Genomic DNA, 26537 nt, shown 5'->3' on the forward strand with positions numbered 1-26537 from the left:
AAAATCAAAAGTAGAAATCAGAAGAGCATGAAATTTCGCTTAAAAATGGTGCCGAGGCCTGTGCCCCCATGCGTGTTACCGAAAGAGATGCCGCCTTACAAGCCAATTCAATAGCCGACTTCCAGTCTTGCTTATTGGCCAGAGCCACGGCAAGCGTACCATTAAAAACATCTCCGGCCGCTGTGGAGTCAATAGCTTCTACCATTGGTGCATCTACAAAAAACGAGTGATATTCGTTCTGAAAATAAGCCCCTCTTGCGCCTAGGGTAATAATTACATTATCAACGCCCCTATCTATTAAGACCTGCGCCGCCTCTCTGATGGCGTCATCATTGCTTACTTTAACGCCTGTCAGCAATTCGGCCTCGGTTTCATTGGGTGTAATGAGGTATAGATTCGGATAAATTTCTTTCGGCAGTTCTTGTGCAGGTGCAGGGTTCAGAATAACCCGGGTTTGGGCTTTGATGCCCTCTTTGGCGGCGAAAGCCACACTTTTAAGTGGAATCTCGAGTTGCATTAATAAAACCTCGGCATTTTCTATTTCGGCCGATGCTTTCAGAATATCTTCTTCCGAAAGGGTATCGTTTGAGCCTGATGCCACCACAATGTTGTTTTCTCCGGCCTCGTTTACAATAATCAAGGCCGTACCAGAGGCTTTTTCAGTATCTATGCTTATATAATCTGTATTGATTTTTTCTTTCTGAAAGCCCTCAATGGCCTGTTTACCAAAAATATCGTTGCCAACTTTGCCAACAAATACAACATTGCCACCCGTACGGGCCGCAGCTACCGCCTGATTAGCACCTTTGCCACCGGCAAACATAAAGAATGTACCGCCTAGAATAGTTTCGCCGGGTTTCGGGAAACGGCTGGTTTTTACCACCATGTCGGTGTTCGAACTACCTATTACTACTATTTTTGACATAACATAAAAATTTGTGGATTGTTGATTCATTTACCTTGCAGCTATTATCAGCCCCAGCCCTATTACATACATTAACAGCATAAGATTCAAAATTGTTGATGTTCCTTTGGGTGAATTTCTGAATTCTTTCCAGATAAAGATGCCCCATATAGCGGCTACTACCGTTGCGCCCTGCCCTAAACCATACGAAATTGCAGTGCCAGCCTTATCTGACGCAATAATGCTGAAAGCCATACCAACACACCAGATGGCACCACCCAGAATTCCGGTCAGATGATTTTTGAGACTTCCCCCAAAATAATCGGCATAGGTTACGGGTGTACCCACAAACGGACGGAACATCAGAAATGTATTAAACAACAAATTGCTCAAAAAAATACCAATCGAAAAGAAGAACACAGCCGTATAGGGGCTTAGTTTACCTGCTTCAGGCACTTGGAAATTCGGAAACATGGCCTGCGCCACATACTTATAAAAATAGCCCATCATTACCCCAGCTACAACTGATAGTATAAGCCCCTTAGACGATACACCTTTTGCTTGTGAAGCCATGCGATGGTAGGCATAAGCATTGAGTAAAATAGCGCAAGCAACTAAAGCCACGCCCGAAAAAAGCATATTTGAATTACCAACCGGATTATCAAGGTAGTTTACAATAACCCCAATTACCAGCGCCAAACCAATACCTACCGGAAAAGCCACAGCCATACCAGCAATAGCAATAGCTGCCCCCAGTAAAATATTGGCAGCATTAAACACGATACCACCCAACATAGCTGAACTTATGTTGGCTGAGGCCGCCTGTTGAACATCAGCTACAAAACTACGCCCTTGGTTACCTATGCTGCCGAGTGTAAAAGCTGCAAACGTAGCCAGTAGCACAATGCCAATTACGTAGTCCCAGTAAAAAAGCTCAAACCGCCATGATGCGGCCGCCAGTTTCTGCGTATTTGCCCACGAACCCCAGCACAACATGGTAATAATGCAAAAAATAACCGCAAGCGGATATGTTTCTATTATAAACATAGCTTTAAGATGTTAAGGTATAAAACAGATATTTTTACTTCTTTTTAGGCTGATGCATCATTAAATCTTCAATGATAGCCGTTACTTCGGCCGTTGGCATTTTCTCTGTCAAGTACATTATCTTCTCTCCCGGAATCAACACATTACTGCCATCGTCTGTAATCTCAAAGTTCAGTTTTCTTGTCGAAAAATAAGGTTCTACGCCTTTCACGGCCACCAATACGGCTGTTTGGTCCCAGCTATTGCGGCCTATGGTGTTTTTATCTTTGGCAAGTGCTACCTGATACGCATCTTTTACAGGGCTTTGCTGTATGCTTTCATTGTTTATTAATCGAATACCCGTTCTTATTCTCTCGCCTACTTCAAAACCGCTCAACAACATTGGTGTATTCCACTCCGAGAAAACCTTTTGAGAGGCTTTAGCATCGATATGCACATTAAACTCGTGTCCACGGTTTTCTTTGTTAAGACCTGCCGCCATTGATACCAGCAATTTTACTTTCTTTTTGATAAGGTCTTTGCCCGATAATTTAGAAAATTCATCGGGTTGAGAAGCAAGCAAATCGGCCAGATTAGTGAAGAACCCTACGGTTATAATGGTTACCGATTGGTCGGGCTGCTTGGCGAGTATCTTCCTATAAAGTTTTGTAGCCTCCATAGCCTCAGCGTTCGATTTCACCTTGTGCGGATATTTGTCTACAATAAACTCAGCCCATTTCTGCTGACAACTCATGTTGGGTTTGTCGCGCTTTGTGATGCCAATCGGAATATCAGGGCGACCAAAGTAGGTATTCAATAAGCTAATTGTGGGTACGGTTGTTTCGAAAGCATTGCACGAAATAGTAGCCAGGATTTTGGCTTCTCCGGCATCGGCAAAAGCATGAAGCAACGCCATAGCCCCAACATCATCATAATCGGGTGCAATATCGGTATCAAAAATAACAGACACGGGTTTATTTTTTTGAGCAGAAACACAAAGGCTTAGCACACAAAGTATGATTACAAAAAACTTTGGCATTTGAATAGATGGTTATGAGGCTGAATTGATACTTCCAAAAATAGGAAATAAAAGTTAATTGTTTGTATTTATTTCAGAATAAATACAAGCGTTTTATATCATTCATTTGGTTTAAAGATGGCTTTGTTTTAGATTTCTCTCTATCTTGCCAACCAAAAATTAAAAACCTATTCGATGAAAAATACTTTAACCTTAATATTTTGCTTGGTAGCAGCACTCGCAAAGGCACAGCAAGTAGATGTATGGCTTACCAATGCCGATAAATCGGCACTATTTCAGAAACAGAATGTGGCCTTGAGCTTTGGGAACGAAAAGACCGACGAGCCGACTATTTTTGTAGATGATACCAAGCGTTTTCAGCGCATGGATGGCTTTGGCTTTACGCTTACAGGTGGTAGTGCTACTTTGATTAATCAATTAAAAGACTCCGAAAAAGCCGAACTACTGAAAGAACTTTTTGCTACCGACCAACAAAACATAGGCATTAGTTATCTGAGAATAAGCATTGGTGCATCAGACCTAAGCGACCATGTTTTTACTTATAATGATTTAGCGAAAGGCGAAACCGACCCCAATATCAAGAAATTCAGCTTGGCAGAAGAGCAAAAAGATTTGATACCTGTACTGAAACAGATACTGAAAATTAATCCGAATATTAAAATATTAGGCTCGCCCTGGACACCGCCGACCTGGATGAAAACTAATGGTGAGTCAAAAGGTGGAAGCTTGAAACCTGAGTTTTATCAGGCTTATGCTCTTTACCTGGTTAAGTATATACTAGGTATGCAGAAAGAGGAAATCAGGATTGATGCTATTACGATTCAAAATGAACCCTTGCATCCCGGCAATAACCCAAGTCTTTTGATGTTACCTAGCGAACAAGGAGCATTTATCAAGAAAAGCCTCGGCCCAGCCTTCAAAACTGCCGGAATCAAGACCAAGATTATTCTATACGACCATAACGCCGACCGCCCTGATTATCCAATCAGTATATTGAACGACCCCGAAACACGCAAATACGTTGATGGGTCGGCCTTTCATTTATACGGCGGCAGTATTGAAGCCCTGAAAGATGTGCATGAAGCCCACCCTGATAAAAACCTTTACTTTACAGAGCAATGGATTGGCGCACCGGGCAATTTTGCAGGCGATTTAAAGTGGCACGTTAAAAACCTTATTATCGGAGGATCACGCAATTGGTGCAAAACTGTTTTGGAATGGAATCTGGCGGCTGACCCAAAACAAAATCCCCATAATGATGGTGGTTGTACTGAGTGTCTCGGAGCAATTACCATAGGTAATTCTATTGTCCGTAATCCGGCTTATTATATTGTAGCACACGCATCTAAATTTGCTCGTCCGGGTTCGGTGCGTATTGCTTCCAATATTACTATGAGTCTTGCAAATGTGGCTTTTAAAACACCATCGGGCAAAACGGTATTAATTGTGCTGAACGAATCTGACAAGCCGCAAGCATTTACTATTTCAACCAAAGGCAAAACCTTGAGCCAATCGCTCGATGGAGGTTCAGTTGCTACATATATCTGGTGATTGGGCTTGTTTAATAATAAAGCCACCCTATTATTACATAAAAAGGTGGCTTCATTTAATTTGTACCTACGAGGGGTTAATGCTCAATCACTCTTCAGTTTCTCTAAAGCATTGATTGCGCTTTTCAGATTCGGATTAATTTCTAAAACCTTTTTATACATTAGAATCGCATTCGGCTTATCGCCCGAGGCATCCAATGCCATTGCCAGACTGTCGTAAACATTTGCGCTGTTTGGAAATAAAACCGTGTTCAATCTCAGCACTTCCACTCCCTTTTCTTTGTAGTTATTAAAAAACATACTAATTCCATTCATATTCATTTCCCTTTCGTCTAAGCGAAAATGAGCGGTATCTGCTTTAATACTGTTTAGCCTGGCCCATGCAGTATTTACATCGTGCTTAATTAATGTTCTGACAAACTCGTTTGCTACTGATTTTTTATCAGTCTGAACAGCCCCTCCATTCAACAAATACATAAGGCTCATTGCTGTACCATGCGTACTGCGGTGGGTTACATTATTAAGAACAACTACTGTCTGATCTTTGCTTAAGTTTCGAATAAAAGCTGTTACAGCGCCGGGCATTCCACCTGTATGAAATACTACTTTGCCATACGTCGAATCTTTTAATATACACCAACCCAAGCCAAAGTATGATGTTGTATTTCTCCAGCCCGTTACAGCCAACTCTCCATTATTTAAGCGAATGGGAGTAAAAGCCTTATCTAGTGTTGATTGTTTAATTATTTTACCTGCGTATAATGCTCTGTCGAATTTCAGCAGATCTTCTGACGTACTCACTACATTACCCATACCAACCAAACCGTCTATATGTAGTAATTCTATGTGGTTCTGTCTTAATGAGTCTGCTCTTTGCAATACCCAAGGGGCAAAATTCAAATAATCATACCCAACTACCCTCTCAGGGTCATCGACTTTTATTAAGGGCGTGCTGATGTAGGTATGCAACATACCTGCAGGCTTGAATATGTTTTTGCTCAGATAGTCAGGGAACGGAGTTTTGCTTATTTTTTCAACAATTAGTGCCAACAAATTGTATCCCGGATTTGAATAACTCCATTTCTCGCCCGGCGCCGACCGGAAAGCATTTTTGTCGTTATTGATGGCTAAAGGAATATCAATGAGAGTAAATATTTTACTCGTATCCTGCGAATACGGTTTTTCCAATATCTGGTAATCGGCCAATCCGGAAGTGTGAGATAAAAGCTGGCTAATGGTAATAGCGCCGTTATCTAATTCGGGAACGTATTTCTTAACAGGATCATTTAAATTGAGCTTCCCTTTTTCATAGAGCTGTAAAATAGCAATCGATGTGAATAATTTGGAGACGGAAGCCAGATGGAATGCCGAAGCTGAAGTAACGGGCTTATTTGTTACGGAGTTAGCAATACCATTTGATTTTTGGTAGACAATTTTTCCTTTTTCGGCTACCAGAACATTCCCTGATAGCTCATAATCTGCAACCCTGAAAGCCACCAGACTGTCGATCTGATGTATAGGATTTTGTGCATAGGTGTAGATACTGAATGTAATTAACAGAAGGTTTAATAATATCTTTTTCATGTGATTGTAAAGTAATTTATTTGAACACATGCAAAACTACCATACAACGTTTTCTGAAAATTGGATGAAATTAGCGCATCGCTATTTTACGAATTTCTTTGGCGAAAAGCCTGTAGCCTCCTTGAATACTCTGATGAAATGACTTTGATCAAAAAAGCCACATATATAGGCAATATCGGTTAAAGATTTATCTGAAAAATTCATTAATTGAAGCGCCTTTTCTACTTTCAGTCTCCTTCGGTATTCACCCAGACTACACCCGAAATATCGGGGGAAATATTTTGACACAGTTACTGGATGTATGCCTGCAGCTGTGGCAATTTGCTGCAATGAAATTTCACGGTCCCAATTATCACAGAGAAATTCGTGTATTATGTGCGTCCAGCGGGGTATTGTTTTTTTAATGCTTGATAATTGCGGCTGGATTAAATTGAGAATTAACATATCAATGCTGTCGTTACAGATATTATCTTGCATCTGTAGTTCTTTATACAGACGAAGCATGATATAAAACGAACCGGGAGTTTCGGCCACCTTTTCAAAATCAGATTCATTAAGGTCATAAGTCTTGAAAAATTCCGGTTCTATCTCCAGATTAATATTTTTACATAAGGACGTAACCAAAGCTATTTGATGCTCTTCGCCAGCCCGAATATATGAGAATTGTTCAATATTGGTATTTACACCTGCGTGCGATTTTCTACCAACTGCCATACGCCCACTAAGTCCGACACTCAAGTGCGGATTTTCGTGTGTGTGTAATAAAGATTTTGTCTGCTCACGGTTGTAATCGGTTAATCCGATAAGCAAACCGTTAGATGAAAAAGTACTATGTACTATGCCCTGATATTCTCCAGGTGAAAGATTCTCCATTTACCGAAAATTTTCATCAAATATAAATAATTGTAGCATTGATAAAAAGATAACGCGCAAATCAAGAATTTAGTGATACTGATAGAATAAACGAATGTTGACTTCGTTTTCAAATAGACGCTTGTCCGAATAATAAAACAAACGTCTATTTGCTATCTTCTGACAACCTTTGTAAGTGACTTAATATGAATCTATCTCAAAAAAATGCAGTATTCGCTGCTATTAAAGGCTATGTTTATGCCTTTTCATTACTGTTTTATTTCTCCGAAAATGTATTGGCAATCAGATTAATGAACAGATAAGTTTCTTTGATATGTACAAACTTATTTCTCTACTCATTTTGCTGAGCATGGCTAATGCCTTTGGGCAAAACAAGCGCTTGAGTCTCAATGGTTTTGTGAGCGATGCCAATACCGGAGAAGCACTCATTGGTGCCACTATCTTTGACGAACACTCAGAAACCGGCATATTTACTAATAAATATGGTTACTTTTCGCTTTCTCTGGCTCCGAAATCGGTGAGCATTAAAGTATCTTTTATCGGCTACGAAACCTTTAGTACTGAGCTAATCCTTGATAAAGATACTACACTTGCTATTGAATTAACACCTGTTTCACAAGTGCTAGAGGAGGTACTTGTAGTAGACACAGAAGAACAAAAACTGCAAAGAACGCCTATAGGAGTTACGAGCATTCCTGTTTCAAGGTTAAAAGAAATACCTATTTTATTCGGTGAATCTGATGTGTTAAAAGCTTTGGCTATGACTCCTGGTGTAAGTACGGGTAATGAAGGCACTTCAGGATTACTAGTCAGAGGCGGTAGCCCTGACCAGAATCTTATTTTAATAGATGATGCCACTGTTTATAATGCTTCTCATTTATTTGGTTTGGTATCTATTTTTAATACTGATGCTATTAAAAATGTATCTTTATATAAGGCCGGCTTCCCGGCTCAATATGGCGGGAGATTATCTTCTGTTTTAGATATATCTATGAAAGAAGGGAACAACCAAAAAAAGAATCAGGAGCTAACTATTGGCCTGATAGGTTCAAAGCTTCTATTTGAAGGGCCTTTACCGGGGCGACATTGGGGTAAATCTTCTTACATGATTTCTGCCCGTACTTCTACACTAACTCCAATTTTATTACCTGCAATCATTGCGTTCAAACTCGGCAAAGCTGATAATTCTATTAATTACTGGCTATACGATGTGAATGCTAAAATCAACTATCAGCTCAATAAAAAAACACAGGTTTTTGCAAGCATCTATCATGGAAATGATTTTTTAATATCTCAGGATGGTCTGGTTAATGATAGAGGCAAGGTTAATCTTAACTGGGGTAACTTGATTGGTAGTGTCAGGCTAAATTATATCATGCATCCAAAGCTTTTTTTGAAGGCTATTGCTAGTTTCTCTGATTATCATTACACACTCGGCAGTACCAGTTATGAAAAAGCTAATACTCAATGGAAAGAAAAAGACTACCTTTTTAATACCTCAAGCATTCGGGATTGGTCGGGCAAAGCCTCTTTTGAGTGGTTTCCTTTTTCGTTTTATCAGGCAAAATTTGGTCTCGAAGCTACCAACCATTTATATACCCCTACTTCATTAAGAACTTCACAACCTATTTTTAATGATTCTCTCAGAAAAATTACAGCGCCATTAACAGCCAATGAGTATAGCCTGTTTATAGAAAATGAGCTAAATTTCTCGAAATGGCTGTCTACTAATATAGGGCTCAGACGAACCTCTTACATTGTTCGAAATAATACTTTCAATCGGCTTGAACCCAGAGTAAGTGCGAATATACTATTGCCACAGCATATTGCCATTAAAGGAGGTTATTCAGAAATGAATCAGTTCATTCATTTATTAAATAGCAATGGTGTAGGCTTTCCGAATGATGTCTGGGTTCCTTCTACCGACAATATCAGCCCATCTAATTCTAAAATGTTTTCGGTGGGTTTAAGCAAATCCTTCCCTAAACAACACATTGAGCTAACTATAGAGGCGTATAAAAAAGAGTTTAATAATCTGATTGATTATGCTGATGGAAAAAACCTTTTCTCCAATTTTAATACCTCATGGGAAAACCTGATAGAAAAAAATGGGATTGGACGAGTAAAGGGTTTAGAGTTTTTTCTGAACAAGACAGAAGGCGTTTTAAATGGCTGGATTGCTTACACCTACGCAAAAAATGAGAGAAAATTTGCCAATATAAACGATGGCAATTGGTATGCCGCTAATTTTGACAGGCGCCATATATTAGCAGTTGTTATAAACTACAAACCTGAGAATAGCAAAAGTTCATTTAACGTATCGTGGAATTACCAGAGCGGGCAACCTGTTACTGTTCCAATAGCCCTTGCCAGATACTTTATTGAAAGAGATTTTACGCTTGGTGGGTCTGTTATTGAGATATATGGCAATCGGAACAACTATAGAATGTCGGCCTACCATCGTTTAGATATAAGTTATAGCTTTCAATGGACAACTCGGCGTCATAGAAATGCTACTTTAAATATTGGAATATATAATGTTTATAATAGACTTAATCCTTATTATCTGAAAACACAATGGCAGCCTTACCCCTTTGCAACTTCAGATGGCAACTTTAAGGGTATCGAAAATAAATTGTATCAGGTAGGGATTATTCCGCTTTTACCATTTGTCAGTTACTCGTTAAAATTAAGATGAAAAAAATCTGTCTGCTTCTTTTAATCTTACTCTTCAATGGTTGTAAAGAGAGAGAGATAACCATACCATTGCCTTATGAGGGCGACAAAATGGTTGTATATGCCATTCTAAGCCCGAGCGAAATCGTTAAAGTTCTGGTATCTAAAACATACCCTCCCACAGGTAAAGAAATTTATACAGAAGGTATTAATAATGCAGAAGTACTTTTATATGAAAATACTATTCTTATAGAAAAATTGACATATACCGCAAATGGTATTTATATCTCTGCCAGTAATTTTAAGCCTAAAGCAGGCTTTAGCTATTCTTTAAAAATTAACTCTCCTACGCTACCATCCATAACTACAAATGAAGAGGTAATTCCGGATTTACCAGTTGTCGAATCTTATCAGTTCGATGAAAAAATGGAATCAGGTCTTAATAAAGGCAAGCCGGCTAAAAAATTCTTCCTTACGTTAAAGGATAAAAATCCAGGTTCCGATTTCTTTTCAGTGAGTCTTTTTGCAGTAAGGGGCGTTCGTAAAGCACAACTAACTGCTTTTGCTATTGAACAAGCTAGTGGTACCGATTCTCCTTGCTTTTTTTTATATTCAAATCAACAGGTGATAATGAGTGATATATGTTTTCAGGGAAGTATTTATTATTTTAAGAGAGGTTACGAACTCGATCCTATATTTTTAAAGCGCAATTTAGGTGGAGAAGATATTGATAAAGTAGAGGGGCAAATCAGAACCCTTAGTAAAAGTTATTATGAGTATTCCAGAACCTACTATACAGCATTCGAATTAGAACAAGCCTTTTCTCCGCCTTATCCTCGTTACTCAAATATCAAAGGAGGTTATGGGATATTTGCTGCTTATAATGAAACTGTATTGGAACTATCTCCTGATTAATTTTAATTTATTTAAGACTCTGAGCATATTCGCCTTCAGGGAAAAAGATTGAGTACTTAAGACAATATTAAACCATCTCTTTATGAAAACCACCATTACACTTGTAGTATCAACATTTATCTGCTTGCAAACCTTTGCGCAAAGCGAATTTAAAAACACAATAGGATTATCAGGAGGATTCACTCTATTTGGAACTGGTGATATAAAGGGTTATAATTTTACACCTAAATATGAGCGGCAACTAACCAAGCGGATAGCGTTTCAAGCGCAATTAAGTTTTGCTAATGCACAGAGATATAAAAGTGTAAACGATTTGGACTTAGTTCTTAACCCATATACTATCTCATTCTTGCAAAGCAGTTCGAAAAAACTTAACACAGGGTTGTTAGTGGGTATTTATAAGCTTAAATCACATTTTTTGGGTATTAATGCTTCCGCCGCAATTGCATTATCTTCACAGTTCAGATACGGCGGGTATATGGTTAATCCAGACAAGAACCCACCTGTTGGATTAGAATATATCCCAAACCCGCCCTATTTCGGAAGCTACCTGTCGCTAGGTTTTGGAGCAGGTCTTGAATACAGATATAGTATTGATCAACACTTCAAATTAGGATTGGAAGCCGCCTATCAAGAATATAATGTGGATACCGAAGCTAGAATCAATTTTGGAGTTTATTATAGCTTATAATTAATAATATTCTCATTAAAGGCATTTAGCTATCAGTTCCATTTGTTTGGCTGATAGCTTTTTTGTCAATTCCCACCCCTCCTTCCAAATACCCGCCAAAAACTACCAAATATAGTATAAAATCGCCCAAATAATAATTGTGCCTTTGCTCTGCACAGGCATTTAAATAGATTTGTTATAAAGCCGAAACAACCATACGCTATGATTTTTTTTTATCCAACTCTTTTGTTAGTGATAATGAATGTGTTTTTGTATGTGGCAATGGGTTTGTTATTGCTGACTAGTTTTTTATGGAGTCTGACAACTTATTTGAAGCAAAAAAGAGAATCTCATATTGTTGCTAAAATTCAGGAGCTTGAAAATGTTATGAGTAATCCGCAGTTTTTATATAGTAACCTCAACTCAATTAAGCAGTATATTTTACTGCATAGCCCGATGGAAGCTGCGCAATACCTAACCGAATTCAGTAACCTGTTGAAATCAATCTCTACTAATTCCAAACAAAAAAACATATCTCTGGCACAGGAAATAGAAACAGTCATATTGTTTCTGGAGCTGGAGAAGAAACGGCTGGGGGAACGGATGGAGTTTTTTCAAGAAATAGAAACCAATCTTAACACTGAAACCATACAAGTAAAGCCCCTGTTCGTTTTCAAGCAGGTTGAAGATTTGATTCAGAAACAAAGCGATTATACCAACATGAAGATTCATTTGCTGGTAAAAAACGTAGGTGAAAAACTGAATTGCCGTACCGAAGGCGCAATGCCCAATACAACTTTTATCATTGAGATTCCAACTAAATAGCCGTGAACGAATCACCCTTTATGCTGCTGTAAAGGGTGATTATTTTCTGCGAGGCTTTACAGCCGCTTTATTAGCCTGAATCTTCAATGTAGTTTCTGCTGTTTCTCCGCTTGTATCAGTTACTTTTAGCTTTACATCAAAAGCACCCGGCTTGGTAAATATAAACTCAGGATTAGGCTCTACCGACTTATTTAGGCCATCAAAAATCCACTCAAAACTCAGCTTATCATTCTTGTCATAATCTATCGAAGCATCTGACGAGAACCTTACTTTCAGCGGCACATTGCCTGTTGTTACATTGGCCGAGGCAATAGCGATAGGTTTGCGGTTTCCTTCGGCATAGTCTACTTTTTTGAGTTGATTATCTTCTAAAAAATACAGGTTTCCATCAGCCCCAAACGCCATATCTTTAATGAAATTAAACTTCATACTCGTCAGAAAAGGCTCTATATTCTTTACATTATCGTCGTTATCAAGCGTTTCTACCACCAGCCCTTGTTCATTATCAAACCTGAACGATTTCTGGTCATAATATTTCGGCAAACGGTATGAGCTCTTGGCATAAAGTTCAAAATCGTAGCTACTACTTTTCACCAAAGGGTTTGTAGACTGGCTCGTAAAATCGGTCATTATTAGGGTAGAATCACCTATTACTTGCATCCGGTTTATTTTATATTCTTCGGGTGCAGTTTCCGAAAAAGTGTACACATAGCCATTCTGATAATATTCGGGGTCTAGCCTGATGGCTTTCAGCTTAGCTATATCTATTTTGCCAATGCTGCGTATTTTTCTTTGATTGGCTTCATAGAGTTTCACTTGTCCGCTTTCTTCTGCCAATAGCACATTATTATTTCTAAGGGCTGCCAAAGCCACAGGATTCTGCAAACTATCAGCCAGCAGTATTTTCAGAAAATTCTTTTCTTCCGGCAAGGCACTTCCGGCTATTTTTACGTAATCAGGCAAGGCTTTTGCCGCTACTTCTTCAACACCTGCCCAGATATGCTTAATAAAATTGGCATTAGTGTATGCCGATGGCTCACAGCCAAGTGCTGTATAAAACAGTTTCCCGCCTTCGTCGGTTGAGTAGTACCATGCCCAGGTTTTGCCCATTACATCGAGCAGCACAGGTTTGCAGCGGGTTGGCAGGTTGTTAAAAACAAGTGGCTTATCGTTTATTTTCCAGAGTGGTGGCAGGCTTGTTTTGCCTATGCTTGCATTGGTAATAAGGCTTAATTGTGTAGAATTTTCTAATTGATTGGCGGCAAGGCTACCACCCAGAATTTTCTCGTACCACAACCATTTATAAGATTTCTCTGCCGCTTTGCCAACGCCTACAAAACCGCCCCCGGCCTGTATGAATCTTTGTAGCTCGGCGGCTTCTCTGAAACTTAATCTATTAGCTGAAATATTAAGAAATACTACGGAATTGTAGTTTTTCAGAGTCCCCTCGTTGAAGCGTGCAGGGTTTGATGTAGTATCAACTGTTTTGTTTTTCGATGAAGCCGTTTCTAATAAATGCGCTAGCTCTGTTTTATTTGCTATATCATAAAACACCAATACTTTTTGCCCCAAAGCAAAATGAGCATTCAAGCAAAGTAAAACTATCAACTTCTTCATCTTATCAGAATTGTTTATGTACACAAAAATAGCCAAGAATCTGCGTATTTCTAGCCGATTTCTCACTTAATCTCTGCAATTATCTGATTAGCAAGGTTCTCGGTACTATCCATGCCATCAAGCCAATGAATAGCTAGCTCCTTTTTCTCCATACTTCTAAAGAAGGTCATCTGGCGCTTGGCAAACTGGTGAATGGCTACTTCGAGCTTCTGTACCATTTCTGCATAAGATACTTGCCCTAGCAGAAATTCGGTTATAAACTTATATTCAAGGCCATAAAAAATCAATTTTTCGGGGCTTACGCCTGCATGCATTAGCTGCTGTACTTCTTCTATCATACCTGTTTCCAGGCGTCGATACAAGCGTTTCGTAATGCGTTCTCTACGCACTTCGGTAGGAATACCAATACCAAAAATTATGGCAGAATAAGGAGCTTTAGCCTCATGCGTCTGCTCATTATCTTTCATAAATCGGGCAATTTCAATGGCTCGTATCAGGCGTTTTTTAGTTGAAGTATCAGCCTCGGCATAAAATTCCTGGTATTCTTGCTGAAACAGGCTTAGTAAATCTTCGTAATCTTTTTCCAACAATGTGGCTCTCAGAGCCTCATCAATAGGCACTTGGGTATGCTGGTAGTTTTTCAGTACTGCTTCAATATACATACCGGAGCCTCCACACAAAATAGGTGTTTTGCCTTTGGTAACAATAGCCTCATAAGCCTGTTGAAAATCTCGCTGAAAGCGTGCCACGTGATATTCGTCTCCTGCGTCAACTACATCAATCAAATGATAAGGTATGTATTTCCCCGAAGCGTGTTCGTATTCTTCATAATCTTTACCTGTGCCAATGTTCATACCTTTATACACCTGTCGGCTATCGGCACTTATAATCTCCCCATCTATTTTAGCAGCTACCTCAACCGCCAGTTTTGTCTTACCCGACGCCGTAGGGCCTAGTATCACTATTAGCTTTTGTGTATCTTCCATTTATGCTTGCTTTAACTTCAACAAATATTTCCAGCTACCTGTGTTCCAGACCTTTTTCTCAATCGTTTCGGGCTCATTTCTGCTCCATACTCTTTGCAGGTTTTCGTCAAGCCCAAACGATTGCGGCGGTGTGAGTTCCATTCGTTCAAAACCTAGTTTTTCATAACTTGCGCCGTCTGACCAATCGGCATCGGCGTAGGTCATTATATCGTCGGGGTTTTGTTCTCTTATAAAAGTCTTCAACAATTTATCAAAGCCCCCAACTACCGTAAAGCCTTTCAGATTAGCAAAGCGTATAAGCTCAAAACTACGATAAGTGATGCCTTCACGCACAAATTTTCGGGCAGTGCTAAAAGAAGCAACCGCCATCAGCATTTCATCATTGTCGGCCAATAATTCACTTGTTTTTTGTGTAAATATATTCTTATCTGATTCTATTACCCTGAAATACCGCTTGGGCAAATATAAGCCATATTTAAACTTAGCCCCCGCCGGAATCTGCAAATGGTTTTCAAGAAGAAAAGTATCTAGTGTTGGTTTATCTATACGCCTGCTTTGGGTTAATCTTGCCGGAATGGTGGCCGATTGCCCAAAAAACGACAGTAACCTTGATTGCACTATAACCTGCTGCGTGTACCATACATCTTCCCAAAGGTGGATAAGCCGTAAGCCTTGCTGCGCAAATGATTGGCTTAATTGCTGAAAAAATGCGCCATCCTGCAACTGTGGCTCAAGTGATATACAATGGATAACTACCTGTTTATCAGGCAGATAAATATATGTAAACGGAGATTGCGGAAAGGCATCAAAATTGTATAAGGGTGTGGTATTACAATATTGTTGAACAAAAGTTGCTATTTCTTCGGCGAATCGTTTCAAAATTTTTAATTTATTTTTAACGGTTTCTTTCAATTTTTTTACTATTATCGACGTTTAAATGGTATAATCAGCATTAAAAAAACCGCTAAAACTATAAATCTGTTTTCTTATGAAGACTATACGTTTTCTAGCCTTGATATTGGGAACGGTATTATTCTCACTCTCGGCTGTTGGTCAATCATCACGTACTTATTTATTACAAGAGGCCGATGAATACTTTAAAGCCGGCCGCTATTGGGACGCATTTTTCCGTTACCGGGAATGTGCTAAATTACCTGAATTTCAGTCAGAAAGCAAAATTTCTGACCAGGTAACCAATTCGTCTCATGCGATGTATCTCACAAAAAAGTTTAAAGACTATAACGCCATGCGTAAGTATGAGCCTGCAAAAACAAATCTGATTGAGCTCATCAGCCTTAATCCTGATGACCCTAATCGGGGCGAATTGCCTAAGATTACCTTAGCACAAGGGGCCGAATTACAACGCTTGGCATGGAAACAAACAACACCACAAGCTACGGCAGATATGCTCAAAAGAGCTATTATGTTCTACCACCAGGCCATTAGAGAAGGCTTAATGGATGAATCAATAGCCATGACAATCAGACAATGTGAGGCATCTATTAAAGATACAGGAGTACCAAACAGCTCACCTGTAATGGTAGCTGAACCAGTTCAGAATGGTAAAAACACTTCGTTACCTGCACAAAGTTTAGCACCGGTAGCTAGTCCAAGAAAACCATCTACCACTCCTCCGACGGTTATTATCCTTCCGAGCGAGCAGAGTACCTCAACTCCAAAACAAAATTAACCGCTTAGTATATTAAGTAAAAGAAATGGGCATGCAATCTTTTCCGGTGCATGCCCATTTTCATTGATAATGCTACTTGTTTTTATTTCAATACAAATGCAACAGTAGGGTTTAGCGGATAACGCCCAAACTTATCGCCATAAATAGCCAAACCGCCATTCATGCTTTCAGGCACTTCTAGTTTTACTACTATTTCACCTGTCTTTTTAGCTTCTTCAAGGGCTTTCTGCGGAACATTCACCGCCAATCGATAGCCATACGAGCCAGCTTCACGTAGTTTTTTGTCTTTCAACTGATTGTGCCACGATAACACCCCTCGGTGGTCTGACGGGTCGTCTTGTAAATCATAACGCCCTGCAAAAGCCCCATTCACACTTACCGAAACCGAACTCGGAAACTTCTTGGTGTCGGTCATGGCATAGGCATTCGGGTTTTGCACAGGGTCGGCAATGGCACCAAGCATATAGTTTTCGTTACCTTTCAGCTTTTTGTCCATATCCTTGGCAAAAAGTTGTTTTGCCCCTGCTTCTACCACAAAAGCCACGCTTTCAACACTATTCAAATCAAGGCCCGATGGTACTTTAAAGGCATACTCAAAATAGCCATTACCTGCACCGTTCATTTTAAGTCCATCTAATACATCCCATTGTTTCAACGACCACTTGGCATTTTTAAGGTTTTTAGCTTCTACGCTTACCAATTTGGCCTTTTTGCCCGACAGCATTACTATATCTGTTGGGGTTGGTGCATCAACAATAAAATTCATTACGTTGTGGTGTAGTTCATTACCTGCGTTATCAACCAAGACTAACGACATCGTAACTACTGCTTTTTCGTTTGGCATTTTTACATCAAGCGGCTCTAAAGTTTTCTGTAGCCACGGTTGGTAGTCAACGGTGCGCTCCATGCTGCTCCATGTTTTTTCCTGACCCAAAGCATCATAACCATAGAGATTTATTTTCAATGTGAGCTTGTTTCCTACGTCGGTTCTATCTGTCATAAACGAGGCATACAATGGCACTGTAATCACTTCGTTAGGCTTTGCATTTTTTGAAATCTCGTTTCCGGTAGAGATATAAAACGGCGAGTGGAAGTCTTTCAGACTCATACCTTTTACCATATCCTGCAAGCCTAAATCTTTCTCGCTGCGGTCGAAACGTACATAGCCATTCCACTCGTTAATCACGTCGTGGTGCTCAGTATATAACCAGCCCGCAACTTTAGGGTATTTTCTGAAGGTATTAATCATACGGTGATAGTCCCAGCTAAAATCGCAATCGCCTGTGCTGCCTTCGTACCCCCACACGTTTCCACACTCTGAGTTGATATTAGGCACATCGGTTTGTTTGTAGCCTTTTTCGTAGTGGAAATCACTGCCGACAAAAGTATTTTCATCAATCATTTTCAGGTGGTCTTCCCATGCCCAACCCGGCAGGTATTCGTGCCATGAGTTAATATCGGTTTCGGTATGCCCTGCCCCACAGCAAATAGAGTTATCTTCAACCAGGCGAGTGGCATCTAAAGATTTAGCCAGACGATACACCGAAGCTACCCATTTCTGAGTTTCGGGCAGGTAAACGTTTTCGGTTTTACCATTTACTTCTTTCTTGCTACGCAATCCCCAGGTTTCGTTGAAAGTAATCCACGAGAAAATGGCCGGGTGGTTATAGTCACGCTTAATCATTTCTTTCAGCGTGTATTCCGACTCCTGCTGAGCGTTTTTATCAGGCTCACCCCAGCTATTTGGCAAATCGGCCATTACCAATACGCCCAATTTATCGGCCCAGTATAATTTACGAGGTACTTCTACCTTAATATGCGTGCGAATACCGTTCAGACCAATGTTGCGAGCTATCAGAATTTCGTTCTTCATAAACTCATCAGTCGGGAAAGTATAAAAGCCATCAGGGTGATACGATTGATCGAGCGCCAATTGCATATAAACAGGCTTGTTGTTTAAGGCTATGTATTTATAATTGGTATTAGGCAGATTAACAGTCGAAATCTTGCGCATACCAAAATAAGATTTCACCTCATCGTCGCCTAGTTTTACTGTGGCGTTGTATAGGTATGGGTCGTCTAGCTCCCACAAACGAGCCGATGGCATAGGAATCGTAAACGAATATTCGGTTTGCCCTTTCGGAACAGTTTGTTTGGCAGCCGAGCTTGTTTCGCCATCGATATTTACTGTTAAAGGAATATCCTGTGGCGCAGGCTTAGCCAGATAAGTAGTAACTTTTACTTCTGATTTATCAATGTCTGGCGTAAAATGCACAGCATCAACATAGTTTTGTCCACGGCCTTCCAGATAAATTGTTTGCCATAAGCCACGGGCATTACCATAGCCTTGCTTGCCATAAAGTGTAAACTCACGGCGTTTGTCGTCTACTCTTATCACAAGGTTTTGCTTTGCTCCGAATTTTACGTTGGTCAACTCAAACGAAAAAGGCGTGTAACCACCTTTGTGGCTGCCTAGTAGTTTGCCATCAAGCCATACGCTTGTTTCCCAGTCAGAGGCACCAATGGTTACAAATACTCTTTTGCCTTTCCAGCTTGGGTTTACGCTGATAGATTTTTTGTACCAGGCTATATCGGCCTCATCTTTCACGCCCGACAATGGTGAACCCCACGGAAAAGGCACACTGATGGTTTTAGTAAATGCTTTAGCTGTTGCTTGCCACTTTTGCGTAAGCCCCACATTGTTTTTATCAAACTCAAAAGCCCAGTTGCCATTCAGGTTTTGCCAGTCGGCTCTTTCAAAATCGGGTCTTGGGTGCTCAGGCAATGGAATGGTTTCCTGTGCCTTGGCATTGAAAATAAACAAACAACATAGCAGGAAAAGGAGTTTTCTCGAATAAGTCATATATTTCATACAATTGGTTGGTTGAATAACTAATTTATATATTTGCGTTTTACTTCTTTTAAAAACTTTTCTTATGCTTTTAGAAATAGGAGATACCTACACTTACGCTTTCCGCTTCTCGCAGGAAGATGTTCAAAAATTTGCCGAGGTAACAGGCGATAAAAACCCACTACATCTCGATGCTGACTATGCAGCTAAAACCCGATTCAAACGTCCGATTATTCATGGGCATTTGAGTAGCAGTGTTTTTACACGCATATTGGGTATGGAGTTCCCGGGTGAGGGTTCGGTATATATGAAACAAGAAACCGAATACCTATTTCCGATGTTTGTTGATACTGATTATGAAGTGGTATTTACGGTAATGACTGTTGACCGTGAGAAACATATTGCACAGATAACAGGCGAGGTTTTTATCAAAGGAACTTCACGACGCACTATCAGAGGCTTGGCAACTTTGATGCACCCTGAAAAAATATAAAGAGATAAGCTCAGAGTCAGAGCTTATCTCTTCATAACAATGCGAGGTCATACGTTTGGTTTTCATTGGCCATTTTTTATGGCTTGCACTTCGGCTCTTGTGGCTTTTGCCCAGGTTGCCAATTGCGCCATTCCGGCTCTAACTCTTGTGCCAGCCGCTTTGTTACCTTTGTCATAGAATTTGTCAAAATCTCCTGCTAAAGAAGCAACAAGGTCGCTGAGTTCTTTGTACTTATTCATAGTAATTGTAACGGATTTGGTTAAAAAATGAAATTATCTACTTAAATACCAAATAATCTAATTGCAAGTTAGATATATTAGCAAAAATTACAAATTTTTCTACAAAAAATACCATCAAAAAACAATGTTTTTTGTAAAAAAAACAAAAAGTCAGGCATTGGCCTGACTTTTTAACGTTTCGTTATGACAAATGTTGTTCAGAAAGCCCTTAAAGGGGCTTTTTGTGCTATAAATTAAGCTACTGTAAGCGGGGCATATTCGCCTGCCTGCAACTTAGCTTGTACTTTTTCAAAACAATCCATTGTATATTCTACGTCTTCAAGGGTGTGTGAAGATGTTGGAATAATACGCAACATAATTACACCTTTTGGTACTACCGGATAAATAATAACCGAGCAGAAAATACCCATGTTTTCTCTCAAATCACGAATCAGGTTTGTAACCGTTGGCAGGTCATAATTACCATGTAAAAATACCGGAGTTACAGGCGACGTAGTATCGCCAATATCGAAACCACGTTTGCGGAAACCGTCTTGCAAGGCATGAACGATTGTCCAGAGCTGGTCTTTGTACTCAGGGTGATTTTTGATTAACTCAAGGCGTTTCATGCCACCCAATACATACGGCATAGGTAATGCCTTTGCATAGGTTTGTGAACGCATATTGTATTTCAAAAACATAACAACTTCTGGGTCGGCAGCAATAAATGCACCGATAGCCGCCATCGATTTTGCAAACGTACAGAAGTGTAAATCTACTTCGTCTTGCACGCCAAAATGCTCAGGTACACCTGCACCGGTAGCGCCCATTGTTCCGAAACCGTGGGCATCATCAACCAATAGGCGGAAGCTATATTTTTTCTTTAATTCAACAATTTTATCAAGACTACCAACCTTGCCCGACATACCAAATACACCTTCGGTAATTACCAATATACCACCACCGTTTTCTTCGGCCAGTTTAGTGGCTCTGATAAGGTTTTTCTCAAGGCTTTCCATATCGTTGTGCACAAACTTGTAGTATTCACCACCTTTGGCTTTGTGCAAACGAATACCGTCTATCAAACATGCATGGCTCTCGGCATCATACACAATTACATCACGGCGGTCAACAATACACTCAATCACCGACATTACTCCTTGATACCCGTAGTTTAACAAGAAAGAATCTTTTTTACCTACATACGCAGCCAGTTCTTTTTCAAACGCCTCGTGCAATTCGGTGTTACCCGTCATCATTCTGGCTCCCATTGGGTAGGCTAATCCATACTGCGCTGCCGCTTCGGCATCTGCCTGACGTACTTCCGGGTGATTTGCTAAACCTAAGTAGTTGTTCAACGACCAGTTTAATACACGTTTGCCGTTAAATTCCATATGAGGCCCTAGTTCGCCTGTAAGTCTTGGAAATGAATAGTAGTGGTGAGAATTAAGCAGTTTTGCTTGTGTGCCGATAGGTCCTAAATCGCTAATTGTTTTATCAAAAATATCTTTTGCCATTATGGTAGGAGGAAATGAAGGAACGCTATTGCACGTTGCCAATTAATTAACAATAAAATGATGAAGAAATCTTCATTTTTTCGACAAAAGTATCAATATTTTGGAATGATAACAAGCTGTTTACTAAGCAGAAAAAGCATTTATGAAAAATATCCAAGATTTTTAATTAAATATTCAAAAATAAATAAGATTTTGGTGTTACTTCGTGAATAGAATTAAACACTCAGATAGCGTTTATACGCCAGCTTGTTATTATGCCGACAATCAAAAAAATTCTTGTAGCCAACAGAGGTGAAATTGCGCTTCGTGTGATGCGAACCGCTCGTGAAATGGGAATCAGCACCGTAGCAGTTTTTTCGGAAGCAGACAGAAACGCACCGCACGTAAAATATGCCGACGAAGCTGTATGTATAGGACCTCCGCCATCTAAAGAATCTTATTTGCTTGGCGATAAAATTATAGCCGTTGCCCAAAGCCTTGGTGTAGATGCTATTCATCCGGGTTATGGCTTTCTTTCTGAAAATGCTGGCTTCTCGAAGGCTGTGAAAGACGCCGGGCTTATTTTTATTGGCCCATCGCCCGAATCAATCGAAATTATGGGCGATAAGCTGTCTTCAAAGCATGCCGTAGCCTCTTATAATATACCAATGGTGCCTGGCACGCCCGATGCCATTACCGACCGTGTGGCAGCCAAAGCCAAAGCGGCCGAAATCGGCTACCCGATTCTTATAAAAGCCAGCGCAGGCGGCGGTGGTAAAGGTATGCGTGTAGTAGAAAAAGAAGAAGATTTTGACGAACAAATGGACAGAGCCGTAGGCGAAGCAATATCAGCCTTTGGTAATGGCTCGTGTTTTATAGAAAAATACATAACTAAGCCCAAGCACATAGAGATACAGGTAATGGGCGACCAGCACGGCAACGTGGTGCATCTCTTTGAGCGTGAGTGTTCTATTCAACGCCGCCACCAAAAACTAATCGAAGAAGCACCATCGGCGGTGCTTACTCCTGAAATCAGAGAGGCAATGGGGGTTTGTGCCGTAAATGTGGCTAAGGCTTGTAATTATTATGGTGCAGGTACAGTAGAGTTTATTGTAGACGAAAATCTGAACTTTTATTTTCTGGAAATGAATACCCGCTTGCAGGTTGAGCACCCTGTTACGGAGTTGATTACGGGTATTGATTTAGTAAAAGAAATGATTCATGTAGCAGAAGGAAAGCCTTTGAGTATAAAACAAGAAGATTTGCAGATAAACGGCCATTCGATTGAGGTGCGTGTATGCGCCGAAGACCCAATGAATAATTTCTTGCCTAATGTGGGCACGTTACAAACTTATGTACGCCCGCAAGGGAATGGAGTGCGGGTAGACGATGGCATTGAAGAAGGCATGGAGATTCCGATTTATTATGACCCCATGATAGCCAAACTCATTACCTACGGCAACGACCGCACCGAGGCTATAGAAAAGATGATAAGGGCTATTGACGAGTTTAAGATAACAGGTGTAGCCACTACCCTGCCCTTCTGCAAATTTGCTTTGCAACACGAGGCTTTTGTAAGTGGTAATTTTGATACCCGTTTTGTAGGTTTGTACTTCACACCCGAAGTACTAGCACCAAAAGCTGATGAAACCGAATTAGAAATAGCCGCTGTATTAGCAGCCACCTTATTAAAAAACAAAAACAAGCCTAAAGCAGCTGATAATGGTAGCCAAACGGCAGTTAATACAAGCCAATGGCGTACTAATAGGGCTAAATTGAGATAAAATACATAAGCGTGTGACATGAAAAGAATACTTATTGCTGGGTTGGTACTCAGCGCATTTACTGTGGCTGGACAGGAGTTAAAGAAAATAACAGTTAATTTGAAATTCCTTAACAGTGGCCTTTTAATCAAAGAAGATTATCATGTATTAAAAGATGACCAAAAGATATGGCATGGCCCGTATGAAAAAACAAAGAACAATATACTGATAGAGCAAGGTCAATATAAAGACAATAAAAAAGACAGTACTTGGATTAAGTTGGGTGGTTATGGTGATATTGTGGTAAAAGGGAATTACGCCCAAGGCAAAAAAATAGGGGTATGGCAATATTTCACAAAAGAAGGCGAGTTGGAACAGGAATACGATTTTACGAAAAATGAACTCCTATATTTTAAACCAGAGAAAACTAAAAAAATTTATCAGATAATAAGCGACAAAGAGACTTTCTATGATTCGCTCAGCCGTCCGCCCTTACTCATTGGCGGAAATCATACCTATCTTCAAAAGCTTGAGGATACGTTTTGCAACCTACATATTAATACCAATTATGGCGGTACAGTATTCGTCAGATTTGTAATTGATGAAACAGGGAAAGGCTCGAAGTATAAAACAATAAAAAAAGGTGACAGCAATTTAGATGATACAGCTCTCAGAATAGTGAGACAATTAGGTAATTGGCTACCAGCTATAAGAGACGGAAAACCAGTAAAAGTTGTACATGTAGTTCCGATTGTGTTCGATAATATCAGTTTTGTAGATGCTTTTTAGGTTTTTTGAAAAAAAATAAAAAATATAAGGTTCAGTTTTTGTTAAAATAAAATGACCTTGTATATTTGCAGTCCCAAACGGGAATGGAGAGGTGCCTGAGTGGCCGAAAGGAGCAGTTTGCTAAACTGTCGTACGTCTAAAGCGTACCGCGGGTTCGAATCCCGCCCTCTCCGCGAGAAAAAAAAAGAAAAAAATATTTAAAATAATTTTTGATTTAAAATAAATTTTTCTACCTTTGCATTCTCAAATTTTTGATACCGCCCTCGGGGTGTAGCGTAGCCCGGTATCGCGTCTGCTTTGGGAGCAGAAGGTCGTCAGTTCGAATCTGGCCACCCCGACGTCAAAAGCCCTCTTGAATTAATTTTCGAGAGGGCTTTTTGGTTGTTTAGGGTTAAAATATCAGAATTGTTACAAACAAAAAAGCCACCCAATAAGGTGGCTATAAAATACAACAACGAACTCATAGCTAATTAGCAATTTGTTTCAAGAGATCTATAGTACTAAGTGGCACAAATGGGTAAAATCTAAGCATCACATTCGTTAACTCTGCCTGAATACCATTTTGGTCCTTATATTTATTCTTCAAAGCTGGGTAGAATTCAAAAACTTTATTTACAAAATCATGTCCACTTTCTTTTAAAAAACCAATTGGCAATGAAATTCTCTTACCATCTAGATACTCTACTTCTTCTTTTTCATCAAATTTCAATTTAGGATATTTCTTTGCGAATTTTTCAAAAAATATATCCACTATTCTTTGTAATTCATCATTACTTTTCTTGAAAAAATAAGGGTTTTCCGTTTTTTGAAATCCCATCTCTCCTAATATGTTTTGCATATTATTATTACTCATTAGTAAACTAATAATATAAATGGGATCGAATACAAACTGTTCAACGCTATATCTTTTTTCAAACCCATGCACAAAAATATTACTTCCTCTATCGCTATTATCCTTATCCCAATCAACTATACCAAAACAAGTTTTATTATTAGCATCTTGCATTGCCTTAACCGTATTCATAACTTGTGTCGAGTTCCCCTGACCATTTGCATTTGAAATAAAGTATAATTTGTATTTAAAAGCAGATTTATCCTCTCGATTATGCCTCTCATAAAGCCCTTGATAATATAAAATATCATTCGGACCTTCCACAAATACTTGTCTATGGTTCTTATAATCAATACTTAAAGTAGGTATAAAGCTAGTCAACAATTGCAAAGCATCATCTTTAGAAATTTTCTTCAATGAACTTTCTGTACCATTTCTCAATTCATAAAGACTTTCTTCTGGAGCCAAAGCTACTGTTGATGGGCTATGGGTTGTTATAATTACTTTGATTCCAAGCTTTTGCACAAAGGTTTGTTCCAAAATATCCAATAACAGTTTAGACATTTCAGGGTGAAGATGAGCATCCGGTTCATCCAAAACTATTAGATCAGGAAACTTTAATGCTTCTTTATAATATCTACTTGTAAAAAGTTTGAGGATAAGACCGAATATTACTTTTTCTCCTGACGAAAGCTCACTAAATTTAATTGAATCCGCTATCCCATTTTTTAAAATCTCTATGTTAAATGGAACATCTTTAGAAAACTCACTTGCTTCAATTTCCCTAAATTTAAATTCAATCTTTTGGGTCCCTAAAATTTTATTAATCATTTCCCATGGAACTGGATATTTTTGAACAAATTCTTCATCAGACACAGAATTATTTGATTCATTATACTTTTCTTTTCGAAACTGTCGATAACTATTCTCATCCCTCCTTTTAGCGTAATTATAAAAAACTACTTCAATCTGAGAACCAAATAAAGAACTTTCATCTATCAAATGCTCTCGAATAGGATAATTGTAAAAATCAGCTTCTACAATGTCTTTTTCACTTTTTCCAGATTCTTTACAAATTTCTTCTAGTAATTTAAAAAACTGTTTATTTTCATCACTAAATAACATGGCTAATAGTCTTAACTCCTTTTGATTGTTATCCAATCGACGGCCATATTGTTCCACTTCCAATAAAGTTGAATTTTTAATTAAGGAACTATACTCTTCTGTGTCAGAAATTAATCCAACACTTTCCATTCCTCTTTTAAAATCTAATTTATTATCCAGAATATACCTTCTTATTTCCCTATAGTCACTAGGAATAGCTCTAAATTTTTCAATATATCTGCTTAAGTATTGATTCCATAAATCAAGAGTAATTTCTTTAGAATCTACTTTAGAAATACCTTCAGTTTGTATTATTCTTACTTGAGGAGATATTTCAATAAAACTATCAGTACTTCTATTAACATCATTTATATTACCAATCAATTCTAATAATTGACTTTTTCCACTTCCATTTTTACCTGTAATTACAGTTAATCCATTTAATTCTTCACTTATAAAAGGATTTAAAGATTTGTACTTTTGTTTAATTTCTATTTTCATAAATACGGTATTACTTAATATTAGTTAGCAATCCCCAAAAATAAGTATTTCTATTAGAGTTTAACATACCTCAACCCCAAAAAAAAATCCCACCAGCAAGCCAGTAGGATTCCATATAATCTATAATAATACCTC

The 26537-nt window shown here is 39.1% G+C and carries 21 protein-coding genes and 2 tRNA genes; 11 read left to right on the top strand and 12 right to left on the bottom strand.

What is annotated here, in order from left to right; all coding sequences use genetic code 11:
• Window positions 1–4 precede the first annotated feature (4 nt).
• Genes rbsK through WAE64_RS11190 form a run of 3 tightly spaced genes read right to left on the bottom strand, consistent with a single transcriptional unit; the run spans window position 5 to window position 2969 of the window.
• A complete protein-coding gene (rbsK, locus tag WAE64_RS11180) occupies window positions 5–925 on the bottom strand; it encodes a ribokinase (protein WP_340236466.1) in 921 nt (306 codons plus the stop codon).
• Window positions 926–955: 30 nt separating this feature from the next.
• Window positions 956–1951 carry a GRP family sugar transporter gene (locus WAE64_RS11185; RefSeq protein ID WP_340236468.1) on the bottom strand — a complete coding sequence of 332 codons (996 nt, stop codon included), beginning with the start codon at window positions 1949–1951 and terminating at the stop codon, window positions 956–958.
• Between the two features lie 34 nt (window positions 1952–1985).
• Complete coding sequence (locus WAE64_RS11190) at window positions 1986–2969, bottom strand: nucleoside hydrolase (protein ID WP_340236470.1); 984 nt, start codon at window positions 2967–2969, stop codon at window positions 1986–1988.
• A gap of 174 nt (window positions 2970–3143) precedes the next feature.
• Between WAE64_RS11190 and WAE64_RS11195 the strand changes: the two genes are divergently transcribed.
• Complete coding sequence (locus WAE64_RS11195; RefSeq protein ID WP_340236471.1) at window positions 3144–4520, top strand: glycoside hydrolase family 30 protein; 1377 nt, start codon at window positions 3144–3146, stop codon at window positions 4518–4520.
• A gap of 83 nt (window positions 4521–4603) precedes the next feature.
• Here the strand turns inward: WAE64_RS11195 and WAE64_RS11200 are convergent, their stop codons facing one another.
• Together WAE64_RS11200 and WAE64_RS11205 are read right to left on the bottom strand one after the other, a co-directional pair.
• Window positions 4604–6103 carry a serine hydrolase gene (locus WAE64_RS11200; protein WP_340236473.1) on the bottom strand — a complete coding sequence of 500 codons (1500 nt, stop codon included), beginning with the start codon at window positions 6101–6103 and terminating at the stop codon, window positions 4604–4606.
• 81 nt (window positions 6104–6184) lie between these two features.
• Complete coding sequence (locus WAE64_RS11205) at window positions 6185–6976, bottom strand: helix-turn-helix domain-containing protein (protein WP_340236475.1); 792 nt, start codon at window positions 6974–6976, stop codon at window positions 6185–6187.
• A 313-nt stretch (window positions 6977–7289) separates the two neighbouring features.
• Between WAE64_RS11205 and WAE64_RS11210 the strand changes: the two genes are divergently transcribed.
• The 4 genes from WAE64_RS11210 to WAE64_RS11225 all read left to right on the top strand — a co-directional run bounded on the left by WAE64_RS11210 (window position 7290) and on the right by WAE64_RS11225 (window position 12062).
• Window positions 7290–9674 carry a TonB-dependent receptor gene (locus WAE64_RS11210; protein ID WP_340236476.1) on the top strand — a complete coding sequence of 795 codons (2385 nt, stop codon included), beginning with the start codon at window positions 7290–7292 and terminating at the stop codon, window positions 9672–9674.
• Entirely contained in the window at window positions 9671–10567 is an 897-nt protein-coding gene (locus WAE64_RS11215) for a DUF4249 domain-containing protein (RefSeq protein WP_340236477.1), read from the top strand. Before WAE64_RS11210 ends, WAE64_RS11215 begins: the two co-directional genes overlap by 4 nt.
• Before the next feature lie 82 nt (window positions 10568–10649).
• Window positions 10650–11258, top strand: coding sequence for a hypothetical protein (locus WAE64_RS11220; RefSeq protein WP_340236478.1), 609 nt, complete (start codon window positions 10650–10652; stop codon window positions 11256–11258).
• Window positions 11259–11459: 201 nt separating this feature from the next.
• Complete coding sequence (locus WAE64_RS11225; RefSeq protein WP_340236480.1) at window positions 11460–12062, top strand: histidine kinase; 603 nt, start codon at window positions 11460–11462, stop codon at window positions 12060–12062.
• A 39-nt stretch (window positions 12063–12101) separates the two neighbouring features.
• On the opposite strand, the gene WAE64_RS11230 is transcribed toward WAE64_RS11225, so the two are convergent.
• The 3 genes from WAE64_RS11230 to WAE64_RS11240 form a co-directional block, all read right to left on the bottom strand.
• The gene (locus WAE64_RS11230) at window positions 12102–13679 is read right to left on the bottom strand and encodes a ThuA domain-containing protein (RefSeq protein ID WP_340236485.1); all 1578 of its coding nucleotides are present in this window, start codon (window positions 13677–13679) and stop codon (window positions 12102–12104) included.
• 62 nt (window positions 13680–13741) lie between these two features.
• The gene (miaA, locus tag WAE64_RS11235) at window positions 13742–14665 is read right to left on the bottom strand and encodes a tRNA (adenosine(37)-N6)-dimethylallyltransferase MiaA (protein WP_340236486.1); all 924 of its coding nucleotides are present in this window, start codon (window positions 14663–14665) and stop codon (window positions 13742–13744) included.
• Window positions 14666–15544, bottom strand: coding sequence for a hypothetical protein (locus WAE64_RS11240; RefSeq protein WP_340236487.1), 879 nt, complete (start codon window positions 15542–15544; stop codon window positions 14666–14668).
• 109 nt (window positions 15545–15653) lie between these two features.
• On the opposite strand from WAE64_RS11240, the gene WAE64_RS11245 reads away from it, so the two are divergent.
• Entirely contained in the window at window positions 15654–16355 is a 702-nt protein-coding gene (locus WAE64_RS11245) for a hypothetical protein (protein WP_340236489.1), read from the top strand.
• Between the two features lie 82 nt (window positions 16356–16437).
• Here the strand turns inward: WAE64_RS11245 and WAE64_RS11250 are convergent, their stop codons facing one another.
• A complete protein-coding gene (locus tag WAE64_RS11250) occupies window positions 16438–19227 on the bottom strand; it encodes a glycoside hydrolase family 2 protein (protein WP_340236490.1) in 2790 nt (929 codons plus the stop codon).
• Window positions 19228–19291: 64 nt separating this feature from the next.
• On the opposite strand from WAE64_RS11250, the gene WAE64_RS11255 reads away from it, so the two are divergent.
• Window positions 19292–19699, top strand: a complete 408-nt coding sequence (locus tag WAE64_RS11255; protein WP_340236492.1) for a MaoC family dehydratase — start codon at window positions 19292–19294, stop codon at window positions 19697–19699.
• Between the two features lie 62 nt (window positions 19700–19761).
• On the opposite strand, the gene WAE64_RS11260 is transcribed toward WAE64_RS11255, so the two are convergent.
• A complete protein-coding gene (locus tag WAE64_RS11260; RefSeq protein ID WP_340236494.1) occupies window positions 19762–19938 on the bottom strand; it encodes a histone H1 in 177 nt (58 codons plus the stop codon).
• Window positions 19939–20171: 233 nt separating this feature from the next.
• The gene (locus WAE64_RS11265; protein ID WP_340236495.1) at window positions 20172–21434 is read right to left on the bottom strand and encodes an aminotransferase class I/II-fold pyridoxal phosphate-dependent enzyme; all 1263 of its coding nucleotides are present in this window, start codon (window positions 21432–21434) and stop codon (window positions 20172–20174) included.
• 254 nt (window positions 21435–21688) lie between these two features.
• Between WAE64_RS11265 and accC the strand changes: the two genes are divergently transcribed.
• The 4 genes from accC (at window position 21689) to WAE64_RS11285 (ending at window position 24303) form a co-directional block, all read left to right on the top strand.
• Window positions 21689–23197, top strand: a complete 1509-nt coding sequence (gene accC, locus WAE64_RS11270) for an acetyl-CoA carboxylase biotin carboxylase subunit (protein WP_340236496.1) — start codon at window positions 21689–21691, stop codon at window positions 23195–23197.
• A gap of 18 nt (window positions 23198–23215) precedes the next feature.
• On the top strand, window positions 23216–23965 hold the full coding sequence (locus WAE64_RS11275) for an energy transducer TonB (protein ID WP_340236498.1): 750 nt from the start codon (window positions 23216–23218) through the stop codon (window positions 23963–23965).
• An 85-nt stretch (window positions 23966–24050) separates the two neighbouring features.
• Window positions 24051–24138: transfer RNA gene (locus WAE64_RS11280), tRNA-Ser, on the top strand.
• A gap of 91 nt (window positions 24139–24229) precedes the next feature.
• Window positions 24230–24303, top strand: a tRNA-Pro gene (locus tag WAE64_RS11285).
• Window positions 24304–24431: 128 nt separating this feature from the next.
• Here WAE64_RS11285 and WAE64_RS11290 read toward each other — a convergent pair.
• Window positions 24432–26402, bottom strand: coding sequence for an ATP-dependent nuclease (locus tag WAE64_RS11290; protein WP_340236499.1), 1971 nt, complete (start codon window positions 26400–26402; stop codon window positions 24432–24434).
• Window positions 26403–26537: the final 135 nt, after the last annotated feature.

Origin of the sequence: Emticicia soli (assembly GCF_037860775.1) — a bacterium.
In the GTDB taxonomy this organism is placed as follows: domain Bacteria; phylum Bacteroidota; class Bacteroidia; order Cytophagales; family Spirosomataceae; genus Emticicia; species Emticicia soli.